Below are 20890 nucleotides of genomic sequence, written 5' to 3'. Positions count from 1 at the left end.
TCTTGGATTTTCTAAGAAGTGCCTTTTCTAATGATTAGTCTTGATGTTTCATTGTTGGGAATAATAATACGTTACGGATTGATTGGCTGTTTGTTAGTAACATTACTAAACGGTCAATACCGATACCTACCCCACCAGTTGGAGATAATCCATATTCTAATGCTTGTACGAAATCTTCATCTAATGGATGAGCTTCATCGTTACCTGTTTCTTTTTCTTCTACTTGTTTCATGAAACGTTCACGTTGATCGATTGGATCTGTTAACTCTGTAAATCCATTTGCATATTCTTTTGTACAAATGAAGCATTCGAAACGATCTGTGAAGCGTGGGTCTTCATCATTTTTACGAGCAAGTGGAGACACTGCTACTGGATGTCCATAAATGAATGTTGGTTGAATTAATGTTTCTTCTACAAATGTTTCGAAGAATTCATTCACTACGTGACCATAAGTCATTGAGTCTTCAACTTTCACACCTTTTTCTTTAGCAATTGCACGAGCTTCTTCATCTGTCATTTCTACCCAGAAATCTACTCCCGTTACTTCTTTAATCGCATCTACCATATGAACTCTCTTCCAAGGAGCTTTTAATTCCACTTCATATTCTCCATAAGGAACTTTTGTTTTACCTAAAACTTCTTGGGCAACGCTTGATACGATTCCTTCTGTTAAGTCCATAACATCTTGATAGTCAGTGTAAGCAGTATAGATTTCGATAGATGTAAACTCAGGGTTATGAGTTGTATCGATTCCTTCATTACGGAATACACGACCAATTTCATACACACGTTCCATACCACCTACTACTAAACGTTTTAAGTGTAATTCTGGAGCGATACGCATGTATAATTCCATATCTAAAGCATTGTGATGAGTTGTAAATGGACGAGCATTCGCACCACCAGCTAATGTATGTAATACTGGTGTTTCCACTTCTAAATAATCACGAGAATCTAAGTAATGACGAATTTCACGAATAATTTTACTACGTGTTACGAAACGATCCATACTATCACGGTTACTAATTAAGTCTAAGTAACGTTGACGATATTGTTGTTCTACATTTGTTAATCCATGATATTTATCCGGTAATGGACGTAAAGCTTTTGTTAAATGAACAAATTGAGTAGCTTTAACAGATAATTCACCAGTGTTTGTCACCATAACTGTTCCTACAACACCAACGATATCTCCTAAGTCAGCTTTATCAAATAATTCATAAGCTTCGTCTCCGACAACATCTTTACGAACATAAATTTGAATTTGACCTTTACCATCTTGAATATGCGCAAAACCAGCTTTTCCTTTTCCACGTTTTGTCATAATACGACCTGCGATTTGAACCGTCACTTCTTCTTGTTCAGCTAAGCTTTCTTTTGTCGCACCTTCAAATTGTTTATGAATTTCTTCAGTGGATTGTTTTTGTTTAAATCCTGTTGAAAAAGGCTCTACTCCTTTTTCACGTAATTGATGCATTTTTTCACGGCGAACTTGTAATTGATCATTCAGTGTTTCTTGTACTTCTACTTCGTTAGACACTGTATTTCCTCCTTTTTTGTGACATGAGTCACTGTATTTCTAGTCTATTGTACCAATTATTGACTGATAAATAAAGCGTTTATGATTATGTTTATTTTTCTTTATTAAGCCTTCCTGACATTCTGGTCTTTTTCTTTTATCTGCGTCAACATTTTTTAAACATACATATAAAAAAGACGATAGATTTTTCATTTTCTATCGCCTATTGCGTCTCTATTTCACCTGATAAACTGAATTCTATACTCCATTCTCATGAGCCAATTTATGTTCACAACTATTGATAAAATCTTCATGTTTATGATGATGGAACTCTTCATTTCCAAAATGATAATGCTCATGAGTATGCATAATCACATGAGTATGTGTAACTCCATTATGTGTATGAACAATCGTATGCATATGCCCATGAAGATGATTTTTTATCATAGTATCATAAACGACAAACGCCGTTCCAATGAACATAAAAGCTAGTCCCACAAAATATTCTACAGCTAGTTTTTCTCCATTTACTGCAAACGCTAAAAATGAGCCTACAAAAGGTGCCACTGCATAATAGGCACTCGTCTTAGCTGCACCTAAATTTCTTTGTGCTCGTATATATAGAAAAATACTTAATCCATATGAAACATAGCCAAGCAACATAATCATGACAATATATTTCATTTCTGGAATCTTTTCACCAAGTAAGACAGCAATAACAAATGCGCCTCCTCCGGAAAAAATTCCTTTTAACAAAACAATCTGATATGTACTTTTCTCTGATATCTTTCTTGTACAGTTATTTTCAAGCCCCCAGCAACAAGTTGCTAAGATAACGAAAAGAGAGCCTATAGAAAACTGAAAACTACCAATTCCCTCAAATGACAAAACAATACTTGATAATGTAATAAACCCTATTGCAATCCACAGTTTTCCTGATACTTTTTCCTTAAAAATTAGTAACGCTATTAATGTAGTCGCTACAATTTCAAAATTACCGAGGAGTGAGGCATTAGATGCTGTCCCCATTTTTATTCCTATCATTAAAAATATAGGTGCAACTATATCTAATAGAATCATTCCAACCGTATAAGGTAAATCCTGTTTTGTAAGTCTCTCTGATTTATCTTCTTTTTTGATATGAAATAAATACATCATTCCAACCCCAACACCCGCTCCAAGATACAGAAAAGCTGCTAAAAAAGTTGGTGGAATATTTTCCAATAGAATTTTTGAAAACGGTGTATTAATAGCATAAAATACAGCTGCTAACAACGCTAATATAATCGCACTTGTCTTTGTTTTTTCCTTCAAAATATCTCATCTCCAATACTAGAAAAATATAAGAAGCTATTCTTAATCAGAACAGCCTCTATTTTTAGTGGTAATAGTAAATTCGATAAATTCTTACTCTACTTCTTTTCCACGTTCTAACTGTCTTTCAACACGCTCTAAATGTTCTTGGACAAATTGGTCTAAAATTTGTTTCACTTGAGATACTGTTGTAGACTCATTAATCGCAACTTTTGTTTTCGTTGCACGAGGAATTCCTTTTAAATAGTAAGCTGCTAATTTACGGAATTCTTTTGTCGCTACTGACTCACCTTTTAAAGTTGCTAGTCGGTCTAAATGAGTTTTAGCAATTTCAATTTTTTCAGGAACTGTATTTTCTGGTAATAATTCTCCCGTTTCTAAATAATGAACCGTTTGTTTAATCATCCATGGATTTGCTAGAGCAGCTCGTCCAATCATGACTCCATCAACACCTGCAACTTCAATCATTTTCTTAGCATCTTGAGGAGAACGCACATCTCCATTTCCAATTAATGGAATGCGTGTTAAGTTTTTCTTCACTTCACCAAGAATTTCCCAGTTAGCTTTCCCATCATACATTTGTACACGAGTTCTACCATGCATCGCAACAGCACTTGCACCTGCTCGTTCTGCAGCAAGGGCATTTTCAACGGCATATAAATGTTCATCATCCCAACCGGTACGCATTTTTACGGTTACAGGTTTATCCACTGCATCCACTACTGCAGCAACCATTTCATAAACTTTATTCGGATCTAATAACCATTTTGCACCAGCTTCAGCTTTAATCACTTTATTAACAGGACATCCCATATTAATATCGATAATTGCTGCCTCTGTATTTTCAGCTACATATTTGGCAGCTTCTACTAATGTATCTTTATTTCCTCCCATAATTTGGACGCTTAATGGATATTCATTTGGTTCAATATGCAACATACTTAATGTTTTTTCATTTCTAAATTGAATCCCTTTATCACTAATCATTTCGCAAACAACTAAGCCTGCTCCAAATTCTTTTACCGTTACACGAAAAGCTGAATTACTAATTCCGGCCATCGGTGCAACGACTACTGGATTGTCAATTTGAATATTGCCAATCTTAAAACTCATTTCATTTCCTCACTTTCAATCATTCTGCTTAGCTATTGTACCATAGATAGCTATCATTCGTGTATTATCACGGTCTATTTTTAGGCTACAAAACATTTGTGAATTTTTTCGAAATATCACTAGCATTCTAGAAAAAGAAATGGTACACTATTTATAATTATTTTTTAATCATTTTTTAAGAATATATAGGAGGAAATTTATGTCTCGAAAGAAAATCACTGACATTATTATTTGTGGATTTGCATTATTTGCCATCTTCTTTGGCGCTGGAAATTTAATCTTCCCCCCTTATTTAGGCGTTATCTCTGGAAGTAATTGGGGCATTGCCAATATTGCTTTTTTATTATCAGACCCACTATTACCGATTCTTGGGGTTATTGTAACAGCTCTATTAGGAGGGCAAGCAACAGATTTAGGAAAAAGAGTTAGTAAACATTTTTCTATCATTATTGGAGCGATTTCCATTATTTTAATTGGACCATTATTTGCCGTTCCAAGAACCGGAGCTACGACTCATGAGATTTTTGTACAATCATTTGTACCCACTGCTCCACAATGGATTACATCTCTTATCTTTTTTGGATTAACGTTATATATTGCGATTCATTCGCACACCGTTATTGATGCTATTGGAAAATATTTAACACCGATTTTATTAGTCATTTTATTACTTGTATTCATTGCAGCTGTAGTTCAGCCAAATGCAGGTTTCCAAACAACAACTTCTGCAGGATTATTTTCCCAAAGCTTCAAAGAAGGCTACCAAACAATGGACGCACTTGGAGCAGCTTTAATGGCAGGAGTTGTCATTTCAGACTTAACTAGACGTGGGTATACTGAGAAAAAAGAACAACATCAAATGATGTTTGGAGTAGGAATTGTATCTTTCATTTTACTAGCATTAGTGTACAGTAGCTTAACGTATGCCGGAGCTACAGTAAGTACCGTTTACGATTCAACCGTTCAACGACCTGCATTATTAATCGGACTAATTGAACAATTATTAGGCTCATTTGGTAAAGTCGCTATGGGAATTGCCGTATCCTTTGCTTGCTTAACAACATCTGTTGGATTAATTACAACTTGTGGACATTATTTTTCAACCTTAACAAATGGAAAATTAGAATACAAAAAAATTGTTGTAGTGTCAGTCGTTCTTTCATTCCTTCTATCACTTTTAGGAGTGGATGCCTTATTACAATTAGCAGTTCCAGTACTAAGTGCAATTTACCCAATGGTCATCGCCTTAATCTTCTTATCGATTTTTGACCGCTACATTGTTTATAACTGGACTTATACTGGTGCAGTTGTTGGGGCATTCTTTATTGGAGGAATTCAAGCGATTCATCTATTCTCACAAATGCAAGGAGGCAACTTCCTAGCTGAATTAGCAACTTGGACAAATACCTTACCATTACATCAATTCGGATTCGAATGGTTAGTACCCGCTATTATCGGATCAGTTTTATTTACTGTTATTAGTAAATTTACTGGAATGGGGAGTAAGAGAGTCGAAGGATAATATAAAAAACCGAAGAGTTTCAAAAAATGAAATTCCTCGGTTTTTATTGTATATCTCTTAATTATTCTCCAATAACCACAACTCGATACTTTCTTGTTCTTTCTCGAGTTTTATCGAAGTCTGCAAAATAAACATAACCTGTTTTTCCTATTGCAAGTTTACCATCAACAACAGCTAAGGTTTCACTAGAACCTACTATTGTCGCTTTTAGATGGGCATCTCCATTCCATAATGCACTTCTATCACCGTTAGGTAACCATTCTTCGGGATTAGGCCAAGACTCCACTTCCTGATAATGTTTTTCTCCAGGATAATGATAACTATCCGCACTTAAATGAGGTGGAATAATCTTTTCTAAAATAGTATTTAAATCTAATTGTAAATAATCTACACCATTTTCATCTTTATCATGTGTATCCTCTTCAAAGAAAACAGAACATGTTGTATGTGCTGTGATAACTGTACATATTCCTGATTGAATACCACTTTCAGTAATAGTTTGATGTATAGAATTTGTAATATCAATATATGATACTTGACCTTCTTTTGTATCTACTTTAAATTCTTTTTGAAATACAGTCATTTTTTCTCCTCATTCATTGCTTTGTCAATAGCTTCAATCATTAATTTTAACATTAGTTTCGGATCTTTTGCTTTAACAATTCCACTTGTGCAGCCTGTACCATCTGCACCGAGCTTAATTGTACGATAGACATCCTTTTCATTCATAATTCCAGCACCTTGCATCATTAAAATATCTGAATTAACAGATTTCACTTGATGATTAGTTTCTAAAATATATGAATCATCACTTATTTGCCCCGTTCCAATCAACTCAGTAGGTTCACACAACATAATTGTTGGATTTAACATTGCCAACATTTGTGCTTCTTTAATAGAATCTGCACACAAAATTGTTATAAGTCCTAATTTCTCAGCTTGATTGATAGAAGCAACTACTTGAGAAGTTGTTAATGGATGTTCTGCATGATTTAAAAAAGTAGCTCTTGCTCCAGCGTTATATAATGAAGCTGGCAAAACTGCTCCCATTCCTCTACCACAATCAATTCCATCTAAGTGTTGAGCTGTCACAATAATATGTTTCGTTTCGCTAGATACTTTATGAATATCTGCATATGGACACGTCACAAAAATACTAATTTCTGGATACTGTTCAGCTAATCGATCAGCTTCTTTGGCTAATTCTAATAATTCATTTCCAAATAAATATGACTTCGGATTAAAAATGAAAAATTTATCTTTAATAATTCCCATTTGTTTTCTCCTTCTATTTAGTTTCAAACACATGGTAATAATGTTTTAAAATAGTCTTCATACCTTCTCTTGAAGTTTTTAATACATCAATATAGTTTGTAAAGGACTTTTCAGTAACTGATTTTGCACCAGCTGCCATAAAATCACTATAAATATTAATTTTTGAAATTCCTTCTCGTGCACAACGATTCAAATTATCATCTCCAGATCCGGATCCACCATGTAAAACTAATGGAATAGTTAATACATTTCGTAACTCAGATAAACGTTGAAAATTAATTTTCGGAATACCTTTATACAATCCATGAGAAGTCCCGATTGAAACTGCTAAAGAATCAACATTGGTTTTTTGAACAAATTTTTCAGCATCTTCTACATTTGTATAAATAGACTTTATTTCGTCATTCAATACATTTCCATTTGCTCCAACAAAACCAATTTCTGCTTCAACATCAACTCCAAATTCATGGGCAACTTCAACAACCTCTTTTGTTTTTCTAACATTTTCTTCAAAAGAATCTAAAGATGCATCAATCATTACGGAATTAAATCCTAATTGAATTGCTTTTTTTATAAATGCTAAATCTTGTCCATGATCTAGATGTAACACAACTGGAGTTTTTGCTTTTTCCTGAAAATATTTTCCAATACTAGCAGCCTCTTCTAAACTTAAATAAGGAGAATGTACTTGTGCAAAAGCTAAAATTAATGGAAGATTTAATGCTTCACTGACTTCTACATACGCTTTGGCAGAATTCCAATCAATAAAGTTTGTTGCTGGAATTGCAAAATTACCTTGTTTTGCTTTCCCTAATACATCTCTCATATATGCTTTCATTGACTAAGCCTCCAACGCTGCTTTCAATTCACTCCATAAAGCGTCAATTCCCATACCCGTCAATAAAGGTAATCCCATAATCACTTTATCTTTAATTGAATCAGGTACAACTGTTGTAGAAATTACAATATCATATTCATCAATACGATTAACTTCTTCTGAAACTTTAGATTGAAAAACTTGAACTTTATCTGAATAATTATTATCAGCTAACCATTGTTTTACTTTTCCAGCAACAACTGTTGATGTTGCAATTCCAGAACCACACATAATTAATAATTTTTTCATAATCTTATTCTCCTATTTCTCTGCACGAACTTTATTTACATAATATAATCCTGCTAATGAAGCTACTAGAACTACTGACAGAATTACCCAAGGTGCAGTTTTTCCTGCAAACACAAACAACCATGTTGGCCATAATCCACCTTCTGCTAAAGCGGTAATACTTGTATTTCCACCTAAATCAAAGTTTGCTGCTTGAGCTGCTTTTGTTACTAATGGAGCTACCCATGAAGTAATGTAGAAAATACTTGCAATATAAATTGTTCCCCCAACAACTGTACGAACAATATTTCCTCTAAATACAGCTGCCATTAAACATACTACAAATGGAATTGTAGCTAAGTCACCAAATGGTAATGTTTGGTTTCCTGGTAAAATTACTGCTAATAAAATTGTAATTGGAACTAAAATTAATGAACTTGATAATACTGCTGGATGTCCAACTGATAAAGCAGAGTCCATACCAATATTTACTTCACGACCAGGGAATCGTTTTTGAACAAATTCATTTGCAGCCTCAGAAATTGGAGTAAGACCTTCCATTAAAAGTGATACCATACGAGGCATAATGACCATAACAGCTGACATCTTAACACCTAATTGTAAAACACCTTTTGGATCGTAACCTGCTAATAATCCCATAACAATACCAATTACAAGACCTAATACTGTACTTTCACCAAAAATACCAAATTTCTTTTGAATACTTTCTGGATTTGCTTCAATTTTATTAAATCCAGGAATTCTATCAAACACCCAATTTAATGGAATAGCTACTAAAAATCCAGGTGCTGATGTTCCATGTGGGAATGTAATGTTAGGGAATCCATAGAATTTTTTAATAGCTGGAGCAATAATATCTGCTAATAAATAAATCATTACTAAATATACAATTGTTGCATATAATCCTAATGTAAAATCTTGAGTAAGTGCATATACTAAAGATGCTACAAAAGCTGCATGCCAGAAATTCCACATATCTACCATTAATGTTTTTGTTAATCCTAAGAATAGTAATAAAACATTAATTCCGATACCAATTGGAATAGCTAAACTTCCTAATAATGTTCCATAAGAAATTGCTGCTGCTGCAGGCCAACCAACGTCAATTGTTGTTAAATGTAATCCAAATCTTTCAACCATTGCTTGAGCTGCCGGTCCTAAGCTACCTCCTAATAAATCAACTACCATATTCAATCCAACAAAACCAACCCCGACAATTACACCTGATACAAATGCTTTTTTAGGTTTAGTTCCTAAAATCATACCAAAAATAAATATTAAAATTGGTAATACTACTATTGCGCCTAAATCGATAAATTTTTGAAATAATGCCAACATAATTTTTTCCTCCTAATAACTTAAATATTCAGATTAAACAGTCTGATTCTGTTTGTTTAGTAAATTTTCCTCCTTTCTTTTTTACTAAACTGTTTCCTTTATTATTTTATATTTTTGATTGCTAACAAATCTTTTACTTCTTTGGATGTTGTATATTCATCCATATTCATTAATCTCTCCATGATTTCTTTATCCTGAAGAATTTCTATTAATTGTTGTAAAATCGTTAATTGACTATGAGCCTCTTTCAAAGCAAGCATAAAAATTACTTTTACAGAAACTTCCACATCATTTGTCCCCATTTGATAAAATGAAACTGGATTTTCTAACGTCATTACTGCTATTTGTTCCTTATTAACATGTTCTACATCTGTATGTGGAATAGCAATTCCATATTTTTCAAACTGTAGTCCTGTTGGAAATACTTTTTCTCTATTTAAAATAGCTTCCTTATACGATTCTTTTACAATCCCTTTTTCAATCAGTTTATCTGACAAATAAGTCAATGCTTCTTCTTTAGAACTAATGTTTTTAACACTAATTTCAAAAACTTCTTTATCTAGCATTTTGACTCACCTCCTCAAGTATTTTACTTTTAATTTTTTCTCCATCTGACATCAACATTAATTTCGACATCAAGTTTTGATTCTCTATTACAGAATATAAAGCTATTAGACTATCTTTAAACACTGAAATATCCTGTTCTGCAATTGCTATTAATAACACTAAACTGACTAAATTTTTTCCCCATTCAATAGGTTTATCTAAACTCATTAAAATTAGTTCAGATTGCTTAACAACTTTAGGATCACAGTGTGGTAAAGCTATCCCTGTATAAACACTTGTACTTCCTAACAACTCTCTTTGAATGATAGATTCTCTAAATTCTTTAGTTTGATTTCCAACATTACATTCGAGTATTAGTCTCTCTATACATTCCTGTTTATTTTTTACATTTACCTTAATTAAATTCGGTTCTTTTAATAAAGTATTCAAAGATGCTACATTAAATTCTCTTCCATTTAAAGATGTTTTCATCATCCTATAATTATCTGTACTTTGTTCAGAATAAAACTGTTGAATCATTCTTAACTCTTCTTTTGTAATAATAGGACTAACTTCTATAACAGGTATATTTAGTTCTGGCAGTCCAATAGTAGAAATTACTAAATCAATATTTTTTAAATCATAGAAATCTAGCTCTCTTAAACTAATAGTTGTTAGTTTTTCCTCACTAGAAAAGATTCTACGTAGCTTATTCATGATTAATTCAGAAGTAGCAATTCCATTTTGACAAATTACGACAATATTCAATGGTTTCATTATTTTTTCAATAGCTACTTGAAAATGTATAACAATAAAAGCCAATTCTTCATTCGGTATACTTAATTCATAATATTGAGATAAAGTTCTTATTGATAACCAAATAACATTAAATAAACTAGAATATTGTTTTTTTATTTCCTCCAAAGCAGGGTTAGAAATAAAATTTTGATTTCGTAATCTTATAATCATTTTTGAAATATGAGCACTAAGCATCATCTGTAAATGCTCGTCTGTTGTAAGATTTAAGCTTAATAAATTAGAAACCTTTTGTATCAATGTTTTTACTTGTTCGTTAACATTTTTCATATATTCAACAGACTGAATATTGAACCCGAAAGCTAATAAATTATAGGCCATTGCTTCAATTTCATAAGGAGAGATTTTTTCAAGAGGAAAATTTAGAATAATCTCTAGCAATTCTCCAGCAAAGAAATATACTTCTAGATGGTTTACATCATTAACTAAGTTACTTAATCTATTAGTTAAAATTTCATTAGCCTCGTTTCGTTTTTTAAAAATTAAACAATCTAGTAATAATGAAAATGAATAATCATCTGTAAAATGAAACTGATACTTATCAGATAGTTTAATAATAGCTTTCTGACAATTGTTTATATCTTCTCTCGAAAAAAACAATTCCAAATTTTTTAAACGCTCCCTACCATTTAACACAGATTTCACAATGAATATTTCAAGAGCTTTACGTATATTTCTTTCATTTCCTTTTAAAAATATTTCATCCTTTTTTATCTTCAACTTCACATCAAAGGAAGCAAATATACCATTCAATTTATCAAGTAATCTATGAATCGTAGAATCAGTAACATACATTTCCTCAGAGAATTCAAACAAATCTACTTTTTCATGATTAATGAATATCTTTCTTATTAATTCTTTTTCACGATATTCAGGAGAAAATGATACTTTCATTTCACCATTCAACTTCATTATTTTTGTATGAATTTTCTTATTTTCTAATTGTGATAATAATTTAATTCCTTTTCTTGGAATTTTTATAATTTCTGTTTCTATTAAATTATCTTTCAAAAAGTCATTAATCTTATCAATATCCTGATAAACGGTTTTAGTCGAAACCTTATATCTATCAGCTAATTGATTAGCTGATAAATATTCTATATTTTTCATTAAGTACTCTAATAATAGTACTTGTCTTTTATTCATCCCTTCACCCCTAACTCAATTTTCCATTGAATTTAATGGTACCGTTTACTTGATATTAGTATAAAGTAAATAATTACCATTTTTTAGTCAATGTACTTCCATATTAATGTGGAAGTGTTTCTATTTTTATCCCTTTAAATTTAGAAGTCAACAACATTTATTCCTATAAACATCATAAAACATCACTATATATAAAGATTATTTCTACAATAATACAAAAAAACAACCCGCCTACTTCCTAAATAGTAAAACGGGTTGTCCACATTTCTTATTATTCTATTTTTTACATAACTTCAACTGAAATCCTATTTCCAACTTTCTTCAATAAACGTATCACGTCCAGACATACCACGGTAACGGTAGTAATGGTCTGGATTTTTCTTATAAAAATCTTGGTGATACTCTTCTGCTGGGTAAAATGTACTAGCTGGTTCAATTTTTGTGACAATATCTTTTTTAAAACGTCCACTTTCTTGCAAAGCTTTTTTCGAAGCTTCTGCGATTGCTTTTTGTTCTGGAGAGTGATAAAAAATCACTGGTCGATAAGAATCGCCTCTATCTACAAATTGTCCCATTGCATCAGTTGGGTCTGTTTGTTGCCAATAGACTTCTACTAATTGTTCATAAGAGAAGATTTCTGGATCAAAGGTAATTTGTACCGCTTCTGTATGTCCTGTTGTTCCTGAACAAACTTCTTTATAAGTAGGATTTTCCTTATGTCCCCCTGTATAACCTGCAATGACAGATTCAATTCCTGGTTGTGTATCAAATGGTTTAATCATACACCAGAAGCATCCTCCTGCAAATGTTGCGACTTCTTTTGCCATCGTTATTCCTCCTCTTTTTCTAGTGAAACATCTTGTCCGAAAATTTTCATTTTTATCGCTAGTCCTGTTCGAGTTCCTGCTGTTCCACCTAGCCCTGTTTCTCTTAATTCACTTGGCATTCTTCTACCAATTGAACGCATAGCTTCAATCGTTTCATCTGCTGGAATGACGTTTGTAATCCCTGCTAACGCCATATCAGCCGCAATTAATGCATTTCCTGCTCCAATCGCATTTCTCTTCACACATGGGATTTCTACTAAGCCGGCAACAGGATCACACACTAATCCTAACAAATTCCCTAATGCAATCGAAAAAGCTTCTGAACATTCTTGTGGGGTTCCTCCGGCAGCTTCAACAGCTGCAGCTGCAGACATCGCACTAGCACTACCAACTTCTGCCTGACAACCACCCATAGCGCCAGAAATCATCGCATTATTGGCTACAACCATTCCGAATGCTGAAGCAGTGAATAAAAATCTCACTAGTTGTTCATGAGTCAACTCCATGCTATCTGCAATGGAAAATATAACGCCTGGTAATGTCCCACTTGCTCCCGCAGTTGGTGTCGCACACACAATTCCCATTGCTGCATTCACTTCATTTGTTCCTAGAGCGTACTGCACTCCTGCTAAAATATTATCTCCAGATAAAGTTTTTCCCTTTTCGCGATATTTTTTCATTTTTACAGCATCGCCACCGGTTAATCCTGTTGGAGAGAATACACCTTGACCCTGTACACTTCTTTCTACCGCATTTTTCATTGTTTGAAGATTTTTTTCCATCTTCGCCCAAATAAATTCTCGACTTTGTTGGGTCATTTCCATTTCTTGTTCAATCATCACTTCAGAAATAGATTTATTTTGGCTAGTTGCTAATGCGACTAATTCCTGTATGCTAACAAACATCACGAAATTCCTTTCTTATTTTATGTAAAAACATAGATTGTTTTTTCTTGTTGAATCAATTGTAATTTTTCTTGAAGAGTTGGAGAGATTAATCCATTCAATTCATATTGTATAAAGCGAGATGAACCTTCCTTCAATTCCTTTTGTTTTCCAATCGAAATACCAAATTCTTCTAATAGAGGTTCCACTGTTGAAGCTTCTTCAATAGGTAGAATTTCTAAAATAATCGGTAATGGTCCTGAAAGATTAGAGATGAATCCATCTACTTCCACATATTTGATTTCCACAGTTCCTCCACCAATAGAAGTCCCAATTAAACGGACTCGTCTTGTGGCAGACATCAATGTTAAATCTGCCGTATTCGCATGATCGACTGGACTTGGTTCATCTCTTTCGATAAATTCAATGGAAACGCCTTGTTCCGTAGCAATCTCCACTGCTTGTGGAACACGTTCATCATCCGTTTCAAAACCCAGAACACCACTAATAATCGCAAAGTCCGTTCCATGTCCTTTATGAGTTTGAGAAAATGATTCGTAATAAATGCATTGAACACTTGTAGGAGTTCCTCCAAACAATTGTCTGGCACATCTTCCAATCGCAAGCGCTCCTGCCGTATGAGAACTTGATGGTCCAATCATAATGGGACCGATAATATCGAAACAACTTTTATAATTGAACACTTTATCCACAATGATACCCCTCTCTTTTCGTACCCTTTATTTTACTTTTTTTCTAGGAAGCTCGTCAAGTTTCCAAGCATCTTCCCCTATTCAAAAAAGTACGAACACCTAATCGTTTTTTGCTATAGTCCTTATCTAAAACCATCTTCTTCATTCTATAGTCTGCAACAATTATTTTTCATTGTCTTCCTTGACTTATGCTCTTAATAAACTTACAATATAGTTAACTGGTAATGACCAGTAGACGTTACATGATTTGGAAAGGAGGAAATGATATGGTAGAAACTGAACAAGTGCCACTTTATTCCAAACTTAGTTTTGATCTCATCGAATATATTACGACACATGGGCAGGTTCACCAGAAAATGTTGTCGGAAAGAGAAATCTGTAGAGAGTATGGAGTTAGCAGAACCACTGTCCGTACGGCATTAAAAGAGTTAGAAACATTGGGCTACATTTACAAACGCCACGGAAAAGGCACTTTTATTTCTAGCCAATGGAAAGAACGTCAAAATTTACTAGAAGGTTACAGTTTTACAGAACAAATGAAAGAATTAGGAAGAACTCCTTCTACCATCATTACAGCTTTTCACTACTATAAAGCTGATAGTTATATTGCTCAACAATTAGGAATTCAAACAGGTGAATATATTTATCGACTCAAACGGATTCGATTTGCAGATGGTATTCCAATGATGAAAGAGACAACTTTCTTACCCGCTAGATTATTTCCTGAACTTACACAGGAACAATTACAAAATCGTTCCTTGTATGAAGTTTTTTCAGATGATTTTCAACAGAAAATCAATTATGCAGATGAAGAATTTTCAGCGAGTATTTTAACAAAAGATGAAGCTCCAATATTGGAAGTCCCGATGCACGCTGCTTGCTTGCGTTTAAAAAGAACAAGTGTCAATATCGAAAATCATGTGATTGAATTTACATTGAGCGTTGCTAGAAGTGACCAATTTTTCTATAAAGTTCGTTATCATAGAAATAAACATTAATCAATCAAACATGGGAGGTTTTTGAAATGTTTCAATTTTCAAAAGAACAACTAGAAGCACTAACAGCGGAAATCACAACTCGTGAAATTCGCCAACAACCAGAATTATGGCAGGAAGCATTTGATTATTACTCAGAAAACTTAGATCGTATTCAGTCATTCTTAGGATCATTACCACATGAACGTTATCGTGTCATTTTCACCGGTGCAGGTACATCTCAATATGTAGGAGATACAATTTTACCTTATTTAAAACGTCATGGTCGTGAAGATCGTTTTGAATTCCAATCAGTAGGAACAACTAATTTAGTGAGTAATCCATTAGATTATTTCAAAGCAGACATTCCAACAATTTTAGTATCTTTTGCACGTAGCGGTAATTCTCCAGAAAGTTTAGCCAGCGTTCAATTAGGACAACAAATTGTCAAAGACTTCTATCAAATTACCATTACTTGTGCTCCAGAAGGAAAATTAGCTCTAGCAGCACCTGGAGATGACCGTAATTTATTATTAATGATGCCTGCTCGTTCAAATGATGCTGGTTTTGCAATGACTGGTAGCTTTACTTGTATGACATTAACAGCTTTATTAATTTTTGATGAAGGACACTCACTTGAAGAAAAAGCTGCATTTGTAACAGCTATTCGTAAAATGGGAGAAAGTGTGTTAGAACGTGAACATGTTTTACAACAATTTGTAGACTTAGACTATAATCGTGTGATTTATCTTGGTTCTGGTCCATTAGCAGGTCTAGCTCGAGAAGTACAATTGAAAATCTTAGAATTGACAGCTGGTAAAATTGCTACAATCTATGATTCTTCTATGGGATTCCGTCATGGTCCTAAATCATTCGTAGACTCTCGTTCATTAGCATTTGTATTTGTTTCAAATGATGCTTATACACGTCAATATGACTTAGACATTTTAGAAGAAATGTATGGAGATAGCATTGCACCTTTAGTATGTGCAGTGGGTGTATCTGTAGAAGGTCAATATGAAGGAACTAGCTTTGATTTTGCAGAAGAATTTTCATCAGTTCCAGATGCTTACTTAGCACTTCCATATGCAATTTTCGGTCAAACGATTGGATTACTATCTTCTGTTAAAGTTGGCAATAAACCTGACACACCTTCTCCAAGTGGAACAGTAAATCGTGTTGTAAAAGGTGTCACGATTCACCCATTAAATGTTTAACTCGTTCATAAATATATTATAAAAAAGATTTAAAGGAGGGATATTATGACTACTTATATTTATGCAAAACAATTTTATTTTGAAAACAGTGTAAAAGGTCCTGGATATTTACCAATTTTAGATTCTGGAGTATTCGGAGAATTTCAAGAAGAAAAACCAACGGACGGTTCTATTGTTGACTACTCTGCCTATAGCATTGCCCCAGGTCTTGTGGATACACATATTCATGGATACAAAGGCGCAGATGTAATGGATAATGATGTAGAAGGCTTAAAAACTATTTCTGCTGGTTTACCTAGTTGTGGAGTTACTTCATACTTACCAACTACTCTAACCGCTTCTAGAGAGTTACTAAATGATGTTTGTCAAACAATTGGAGAAAATGCCGCATCTATTCCTGGTGCTAAAATTAGAGGGATTTTCTTAGAAGGTCCTTTCTTCAGTGAAACGTATAAAGGTGCCCAAAATCCTAAATACATGGGAGATCCAAAAAAAGAAATTTTAGATGAATGGCAACAAAAAGCAAATGGTTGGGTGAAGAAAATTGCGATTGCGCCTGAACGTGATGGAGCCGTTGACTTTATCAAACATGCTGTCAAAGAAGATATCTACGTTGCCTTAGCTCATACAGATGCAACATATGAAGAATGTAAAAATGCTGTTGAAGCAGGTGCAAATATTTTCGTCCATACTTATAACGGTATGCGTGGACTTCACCACCGTGAACCTGGTGTTGTTGGAGCAGCCTTAACTCTTCCAAATGAATTTGATGTATTTGACGAATTAATTTGTGATGGTCACCATGTTCATCCAGTTTCTGCGAATATTGTCATGAATTGTTGCGGCAGACACCGTACAGCTTTAATTACAGACTGTATGCGTGCTGGTGGATTAGGCGAATGTGAATCTACATTAGGAGAATTTGACGTTATTGTAAAAGATGGTACAGCTCGATTGAAACATAATGGCAGCCTAGCTGGTAGTATTTTAGAACTAATCCAAGGTGTTCAAAATGTTGTCAAATGGGGAATTGCGACTCCTCATGAAGCTTTATTAATGGCAAGTCTAGTTCCTGCAAAATCTGTAGGAATTGACGATGTTTGCGGGCATCTAGAACCAGGATATGCAGCTGATTTTATCGTGCTAGATGATGACTTACAATTACAAGCCACTTATTTAGACGGTAAAGCTTACTTTGAAAAATAATAAAAGCTAGACAGAGAATATAAGGCGTGAGAAATCCTTAAAAACAAGTTTAGGAGTGTTAAATATGACAAAACATACAGTTACAAAAGGAAAATACGAACATCTATGTCGTTTATCAAACAAAAATCATGTTATCGGTGCTTTAGCCATCGACCAACGTGGTTCTCTTAAAAAAATGATTGCTGCTGGAAATCCAGACCAAAAAGGTGATGAAGGAATTATTCATTTTAAAGAATTAATTTCTGAAGAATTAACAAAATATTCAAGCTCAATCTTATTAGATCCTGAATATGGATTACCTGCTGCAGAAAAAAGAAATGCAGATTGTGGATTATTAATTTCATATGAAAAAACAGGTTATGATGCTACTGAAGTTGGACGCTTACCTGACTTATTACCAATCTGGTCAGCTAAACGTATTAAAGAAATCGGAGCAGATGCAGTAAAAGTATTACTTTACTATGATATTGATGAAGATCCAGCAATTAACGATATTAAACATGCATGGGTAGAACGTGTTGGTAGTGAATGTACTGCTGAAGATATTCCTTTCTTCTTAGAAATCGTTTCTTATGATGCAAGTAATGAAGATGTAAAATCTGCTCACTATGCAAGCTTAAAACCTCATAAAGTAAATGATGCGATGAAAGTATTCTCTGACCCACGTTATCAAGTAGATGTATTAAAAGTTGAAGTCCCTGTAAATATGAACTTTGTAGAAGGCTTTACAGCAGACGGTGTTGAACCAGTTTATACTCGTCAAGAAGCTTTAGCATACTTCAAAGAACAATCAGAAATCACACACTTACCATTTATCTTCTTAAGTGCAGGTGTATCTGCATCATTATTCCAAGAAACATTACGTTTCGCTCAAGAAGCAGGTTCTAAATTCAATGGAGTATTATGTGGACGTGCTACTTGGAAAGATTCAGTAGCAGTTTACGCAACTGAAGGCGACGAAAAAGGTCGTGAATGGTTAGCATCAACTGGTCGTCAAAATATTGAAGACTTAAATGTTGTTTTAGATGCATCAGCTACTTCATGGTTAGATCGTGTAGAAGTAAAATAAGTTCAAACATACAAAAAAGGTTGGAGTTATTCTCCAGCCTTTTTTAATTGGTTTTTTAATTTTTTCATTCTCAGTTTTTGTATCCACTCATACAATACAATTAAAATATATCCTACTGAACCTAATTCAATTAATAATATACTTAATTGTATGTTAGTCCATAAATATACTCCAAAGAAAAAGATAGAATATGCTAAGATTTGTCTAACACTATCCGGTGCTTTTCTCTTAATATACCATTCACAAAATCCTTCATGGTATGAACGGCTAACATTATAATCTTCACATAGTTCTCTATACCATTCTCTCATATTCTCACCTACTTTTGACATTTGCTGTATTTTACACAATTTGTATAGTCTTGTCAATAGACTAATCTAGTCTTCCAGCACAAAAAACCACCTAGCCGTTGGCTAGGTGGTCTTCATTTAAATTCTATTTTTATGCTAAAGCATCGTCCATAGATAAGATTTCGTGGAATACACGTTGAGTTAACTCAGCTTTTTGTTCTGGAGTTAAGTATTTAGTGTTTACACAGTATCCAGAGATACGTACGATTACGTCTTCACCAGATAAGATTTTATCTTTAACGTCGTTTAAGTCCATTACGTTTAAGTTAACGTGTTGACCGCCGCTTTCGAAGTATCCATCTAAGATTGTTACTAAGTTATCTACTTGTTCATCACGAGTTTTACCTAAAGCACGAGGTGAAACTTGAGTTGTTAATGAGATACCGTCAGCTGCATAACTGAAGTCTAAGCTTGATAATGATTTCAAGTTATCTAACCAACCACCTTTAGCTTTGTTAGATGGGTTAGCACCTGGTGAGAAGAATTCAAGTTTAGACAAGTTCACAGAACCATCTTCGTTGAGGTATACACCTTTGTGGACTGGTGAGTTACCAGTTTGTTTAGAGTAAGCAACGTTAGATGTGATAGTCAAAAGTGATACAGTAGCTTCTGCGTCTTTGTAAAGTTTGTGGCTACGTAGACGAGTTGTGTAAGCTTCGATCAACCATTCTGCCAATTCGTTTGAACGAGGGTCATCTTCACCCCAACGTGGGTATTCACCGATTGTTTCGTAATCGTAGATGTAGCCATTTTCATCACGGATTGGTTTAACTGTAGCGTATTTGATAGCTGACAATGTATCAACAGTGTTAGCAAATCCACAGATACCGAATCCCATGTTGGCACGTTGTTTAGTTGGCAAGAAGGCCATTTGAACAGCTTCGTAGTTGTACTTATCAGTCATGTAGTGGATGATGTTCAAAGCATCTACGTAAGTGTCAGTCAACCAGTCAAGAGATTTTTCAAAGTTAGCTTTAACTGATTCAAATTCAAGAACTTCGTCACGGATTGGTTCGATGTCAAATACTTTATAGTCTTTATGAACATCGTCGTAACCACCGTTCAAACCAGTAAGAAGGGCTTTCAGTACGTTAACACGAGCACCGAAGTATTGGATGTTGTGGCGTTGTTCTTCGTTTTCTGGGTCAAGTGGAGACACACAACATGAGATACAGCTCATTTCACCGTATCCGTCTTTAGCCATTGTTGTTACACCTTCGTATTGGATAGAAGAGTGTTTGTGGCTCATGTGCATACAGTAGCGACGGAAGTTGTATGGCAATTTATCAGTCCAAAGAACTGTCAAGTTTGGTTCTGGAGAGTTACCGATGTTGTCAAGAGTGTTCAAGAAACGGTAGTCCATCTTAGTAACACGGTGACGACCGTCGTTACCCATACCAGCCATAGAAGTTGTGATGAAGGTTGGGTCACCTGAGTACAATTGGTCGTAAGCTTTTGTACGAGCAAATTTAACAGTACGCAATTTCATAACGAAATCGTCAACGAATTCTTGGATTTCTGATTCAGTAAATGTACCACGAGCCAAGTCACGTTCAGCGTAGATATCCAAAACGATTGGCACACGTCCAAGAGAAGTAGCAGCACCGTTGATGACACGGCAGACAGCCATAAAGGCGATGTTTGTCCATTGGATCGCTTCTTTTGTATCGAAGGCAGGACGACGTACGTCTACACCATAAAGGTCACCCAATTTAACAACTTCTTGAAGTGCTTGGTATTGAAGGTTTACTTCTTCACGAAGACGGATTGATTCTTCATCGATTTCAGTAATAGAGTTCCAGTCGTTTGCTTTTTCAGCCATCAAGTAGTCAGCACCGTAAAGAGCCAAACGTGCATAAACCCCGATGATACGTCCACGAGAGTATGCATCTGGAAGACCAGTTACAGTGTGAGCGTGACGAGCACGACGGATGT

The 20890-nt window shown here is 34.3% G+C and carries 20 protein-coding genes; 5 read left to right on the top strand and 15 right to left on the bottom strand.

Features of this window, described 5'->3' with window-relative positions:
- Window positions 1–34: 34 nt before the first annotated feature.
- The 3 genes from lysS to dusB form a co-directional block, all read right to left on the bottom strand.
- Window positions 35–1540, bottom strand: coding sequence for a lysine--tRNA ligase (lysS, locus tag RWL86_RS00805; RefSeq protein WP_314076715.1), 1506 nt, complete (start codon window positions 1538–1540; stop codon window positions 35–37).
- A 237-nt stretch (window positions 1541–1777) separates the two neighbouring features.
- On the bottom strand, window positions 1778–2836 hold the full coding sequence (locus tag RWL86_RS00800; RefSeq protein ID WP_314076810.1) for a DMT family transporter: 1059 nt from the start codon (window positions 2834–2836) through the stop codon (window positions 1778–1780).
- A 90-nt stretch (window positions 2837–2926) separates the two neighbouring features.
- Window positions 2927–3946 (bottom strand): tRNA dihydrouridine synthase DusB, encoded by a 1020-nt coding sequence (dusB, locus tag RWL86_RS00795; RefSeq protein WP_314076714.1) that lies wholly within the window; start codon window positions 3944–3946, stop codon window positions 2927–2929.
- Between the two features lie 199 nt (window positions 3947–4145).
- Here dusB and brnQ point away from each other — a divergent pair, with 199 nt between their 5' ends.
- On the top strand, window positions 4146–5468 hold the full coding sequence (gene brnQ, locus RWL86_RS00790) for a branched-chain amino acid transport system II carrier protein (protein WP_314076713.1): 1323 nt from the start codon (window positions 4146–4148) through the stop codon (window positions 5466–5468).
- A gap of 61 nt (window positions 5469–5529) precedes the next feature.
- Here the strand turns inward: brnQ and RWL86_RS00785 are convergent, their stop codons facing one another.
- From RWL86_RS00785 to RWL86_RS00740, 10 genes are all read right to left on the bottom strand, one after another.
- On the bottom strand, window positions 5530–6051 hold the full coding sequence (locus RWL86_RS00785) for a YjbQ family protein (RefSeq protein WP_314076712.1): 522 nt from the start codon (window positions 6049–6051) through the stop codon (window positions 5530–5532).
- Entirely contained in the window at window positions 6048–6743 is a 696-nt protein-coding gene (locus RWL86_RS00780; RefSeq protein WP_314076711.1) for a triose-phosphate isomerase, read from the bottom strand. The genes RWL86_RS00785 and RWL86_RS00780 overlap by 4 nt, the downstream gene beginning before the upstream one ends.
- Window positions 6744–6756: 13 nt before the next feature.
- Complete coding sequence (locus RWL86_RS00775) at window positions 6757–7581, bottom strand: class II fructose-bisphosphate aldolase (RefSeq protein WP_314076710.1); 825 nt, start codon at window positions 7579–7581, stop codon at window positions 6757–6759.
- A gap of 3 nt (window positions 7582–7584) precedes the next feature.
- Window positions 7585–7869 carry a PTS sugar transporter subunit IIB gene (locus RWL86_RS00770; RefSeq protein WP_006703146.1) on the bottom strand — a complete coding sequence of 95 codons (285 nt, stop codon included), beginning with the start codon at window positions 7867–7869 and terminating at the stop codon, window positions 7585–7587.
- Between the two features lie 12 nt (window positions 7870–7881).
- The gene (locus tag RWL86_RS00765) at window positions 7882–9207 is read right to left on the bottom strand and encodes a PTS galactitol transporter subunit IIC (RefSeq protein WP_006703145.1); all 1326 of its coding nucleotides are present in this window, start codon (window positions 9205–9207) and stop codon (window positions 7882–7884) included.
- A gap of 101 nt (window positions 9208–9308) precedes the next feature.
- Window positions 9309–9773: a PTS sugar transporter subunit IIA gene (locus RWL86_RS00760; RefSeq protein ID WP_314076709.1), complete on the bottom strand. Its 465-nt coding sequence runs from the start codon at window positions 9771–9773 to the stop codon at window positions 9309–9311.
- A complete protein-coding gene (locus RWL86_RS00755; protein WP_314076708.1) occupies window positions 9763–11715 on the bottom strand; it encodes a PRD domain-containing protein in 1953 nt (650 codons plus the stop codon). The genes RWL86_RS00760 and RWL86_RS00755 overlap by 11 nt, the downstream gene beginning before the upstream one ends.
- Window positions 11716–12020: 305 nt before the next feature.
- Window positions 12021–12542 (bottom strand): peptide-methionine (S)-S-oxide reductase MsrA, encoded by a 522-nt coding sequence (msrA, locus tag RWL86_RS00750; RefSeq protein WP_314076707.1) that lies wholly within the window; start codon window positions 12540–12542, stop codon window positions 12021–12023.
- 2 nt (window positions 12543–12544) lie between these two features.
- Window positions 12545–13447, bottom strand: coding sequence for an L-serine ammonia-lyase, iron-sulfur-dependent, subunit alpha (sdaAA, locus tag RWL86_RS00745; RefSeq protein ID WP_314076809.1), 903 nt, complete (start codon window positions 13445–13447; stop codon window positions 12545–12547).
- Window positions 13448–13467: 20 nt separating this feature from the next.
- Entirely contained in the window at window positions 13468–14139 is a 672-nt protein-coding gene (locus tag RWL86_RS00740; protein WP_314076706.1) for a serine dehydratase beta chain, read from the bottom strand.
- A gap of 266 nt (window positions 14140–14405) precedes the next feature.
- Between RWL86_RS00740 and RWL86_RS00735 the strand changes: the two genes are divergently transcribed.
- The 4 genes from RWL86_RS00735 (at window position 14406) to lacD (ending at window position 18605) form a co-directional block, all read left to right on the top strand.
- Complete coding sequence (locus RWL86_RS00735) at window positions 14406–15137, top strand: GntR family transcriptional regulator (RefSeq protein WP_314076705.1); 732 nt, start codon at window positions 14406–14408, stop codon at window positions 15135–15137.
- Window positions 15138–15163: 26 nt separating this feature from the next.
- Window positions 15164–16330, top strand: a complete 1167-nt coding sequence (locus RWL86_RS00730; RefSeq protein ID WP_314076704.1) for an SIS domain-containing protein — start codon at window positions 15164–15166, stop codon at window positions 16328–16330.
- Between the two features lie 45 nt (window positions 16331–16375).
- The gene (gene nagA / locus RWL86_RS00725; protein ID WP_314076703.1) at window positions 16376–17536 is read left to right on the top strand and encodes an N-acetylglucosamine-6-phosphate deacetylase; all 1161 of its coding nucleotides are present in this window, start codon (window positions 16376–16378) and stop codon (window positions 17534–17536) included.
- 64 nt (window positions 17537–17600) lie between these two features.
- Window positions 17601–18605 carry a tagatose-bisphosphate aldolase gene (gene lacD, locus RWL86_RS00720; protein WP_314076702.1) on the top strand — a complete coding sequence of 335 codons (1005 nt, stop codon included), beginning with the start codon at window positions 17601–17603 and terminating at the stop codon, window positions 18603–18605.
- Window positions 18606–18631: 26 nt separating this feature from the next.
- Here the strand turns inward: lacD and RWL86_RS00715 are convergent, their stop codons facing one another.
- Complete coding sequence (locus RWL86_RS00715; RefSeq protein ID WP_314076701.1) at window positions 18632–18916, bottom strand: hypothetical protein; 285 nt, start codon at window positions 18914–18916, stop codon at window positions 18632–18634.
- 130 nt (window positions 18917–19046) lie between these two features.
- On the bottom strand, window positions 19047–20890 hold a 1844-nt coding region (gene pflB / locus RWL86_RS00710; RefSeq protein ID WP_314076700.1), incomplete at its 5' end, for a formate C-acetyltransferase.

The organism is uncultured Granulicatella sp. (assembly GCF_963515095.1).
In the GTDB taxonomy this organism is placed as follows: Bacteria; Bacillota; Bacilli; order Lactobacillales; family Aerococcaceae; genus Granulicatella.
This window is presented reverse-complemented; position numbering and strand designations above follow the sequence as displayed.

Excerpts from the sequence above, each read along its gene's own strand:
- dusB (WP_314076714.1), bottom strand. The coding sequence starts at position 3,946 with ATGAGTTTTAAGATTGGCAATATTCAAATTGACAATCCAGTAGTCGTT.
- brnQ (WP_314076713.1), top strand. The coding sequence starts at position 4,146 with ATGTCTCGAAAGAAAATCACTGACATTATTATTTGTGGATTTGCATTA.
- RWL86_RS00785 (WP_314076712.1), bottom strand. The coding sequence starts at position 6,051 with ATGACTGTATTTCAAAAAGAATTTAAAGTAGATACAAAAGAAGGTCAA.
- RWL86_RS00780 (WP_314076711.1), bottom strand. The coding sequence starts at position 6,743 with ATGGGAATTATTAAAGATAAATTTTTCATTTTTAATCCGAAGTCATAT.
- RWL86_RS00775 (WP_314076710.1), bottom strand. The coding sequence starts at position 7,581 with ATGAAAGCATATATGAGAGATGTATTAGGGAAAGCAAAACAAGGTAAT.
- RWL86_RS00770 (WP_006703146.1), bottom strand. The coding sequence starts at position 7,869 with ATGAAAAAATTATTAATTATGTGTGGTTCTGGAATTGCAACATCAACA.
- RWL86_RS00765 (WP_006703145.1), bottom strand. The coding sequence starts at position 9,207 with ATGTTGGCATTATTTCAAAAATTTATCGATTTAGGCGCAATAGTAGTA.
- RWL86_RS00760 (WP_314076709.1), bottom strand. The coding sequence starts at position 9,773 with ATGCTAGATAAAGAAGTTTTTGAAATTAGTGTTAAAAACATTAGTTCT.
- RWL86_RS00755 (WP_314076708.1), bottom strand. The coding sequence starts at position 11,715 with ATGAATAAAAGACAAGTACTATTATTAGAGTACTTAATGAAAAATATA.
- msrA (WP_314076707.1), bottom strand. The coding sequence starts at position 12,542 with ATGGCAAAAGAAGTCGCAACATTTGCAGGAGGATGCTTCTGGTGTATG.
- sdaAA (WP_314076809.1), bottom strand. The coding sequence starts at position 13,447 with ATGTTTGTTAGCATACAGGAATTAGTCGCATTAGCAACTAGCCAAAAT.
- RWL86_RS00735 (WP_314076705.1), top strand. The coding sequence starts at position 14,406 with ATGGTAGAAACTGAACAAGTGCCACTTTATTCCAAACTTAGTTTTGAT.
- RWL86_RS00730 (WP_314076704.1), top strand. The coding sequence starts at position 15,164 with ATGTTTCAATTTTCAAAAGAACAACTAGAAGCACTAACAGCGGAAATC.
- nagA (WP_314076703.1), top strand. The coding sequence starts at position 16,376 with ATGACTACTTATATTTATGCAAAACAATTTTATTTTGAAAACAGTGTA.
- lacD (WP_314076702.1), top strand. The coding sequence starts at position 17,601 with ATGACAAAACATACAGTTACAAAAGGAAAATACGAACATCTATGTCGT.
- RWL86_RS00715 (WP_314076701.1), bottom strand. The coding sequence starts at position 18,916 with ATGAGAGAATGGTATAGAGAACTATGTGAAGATTATAATGTTAGCCGT.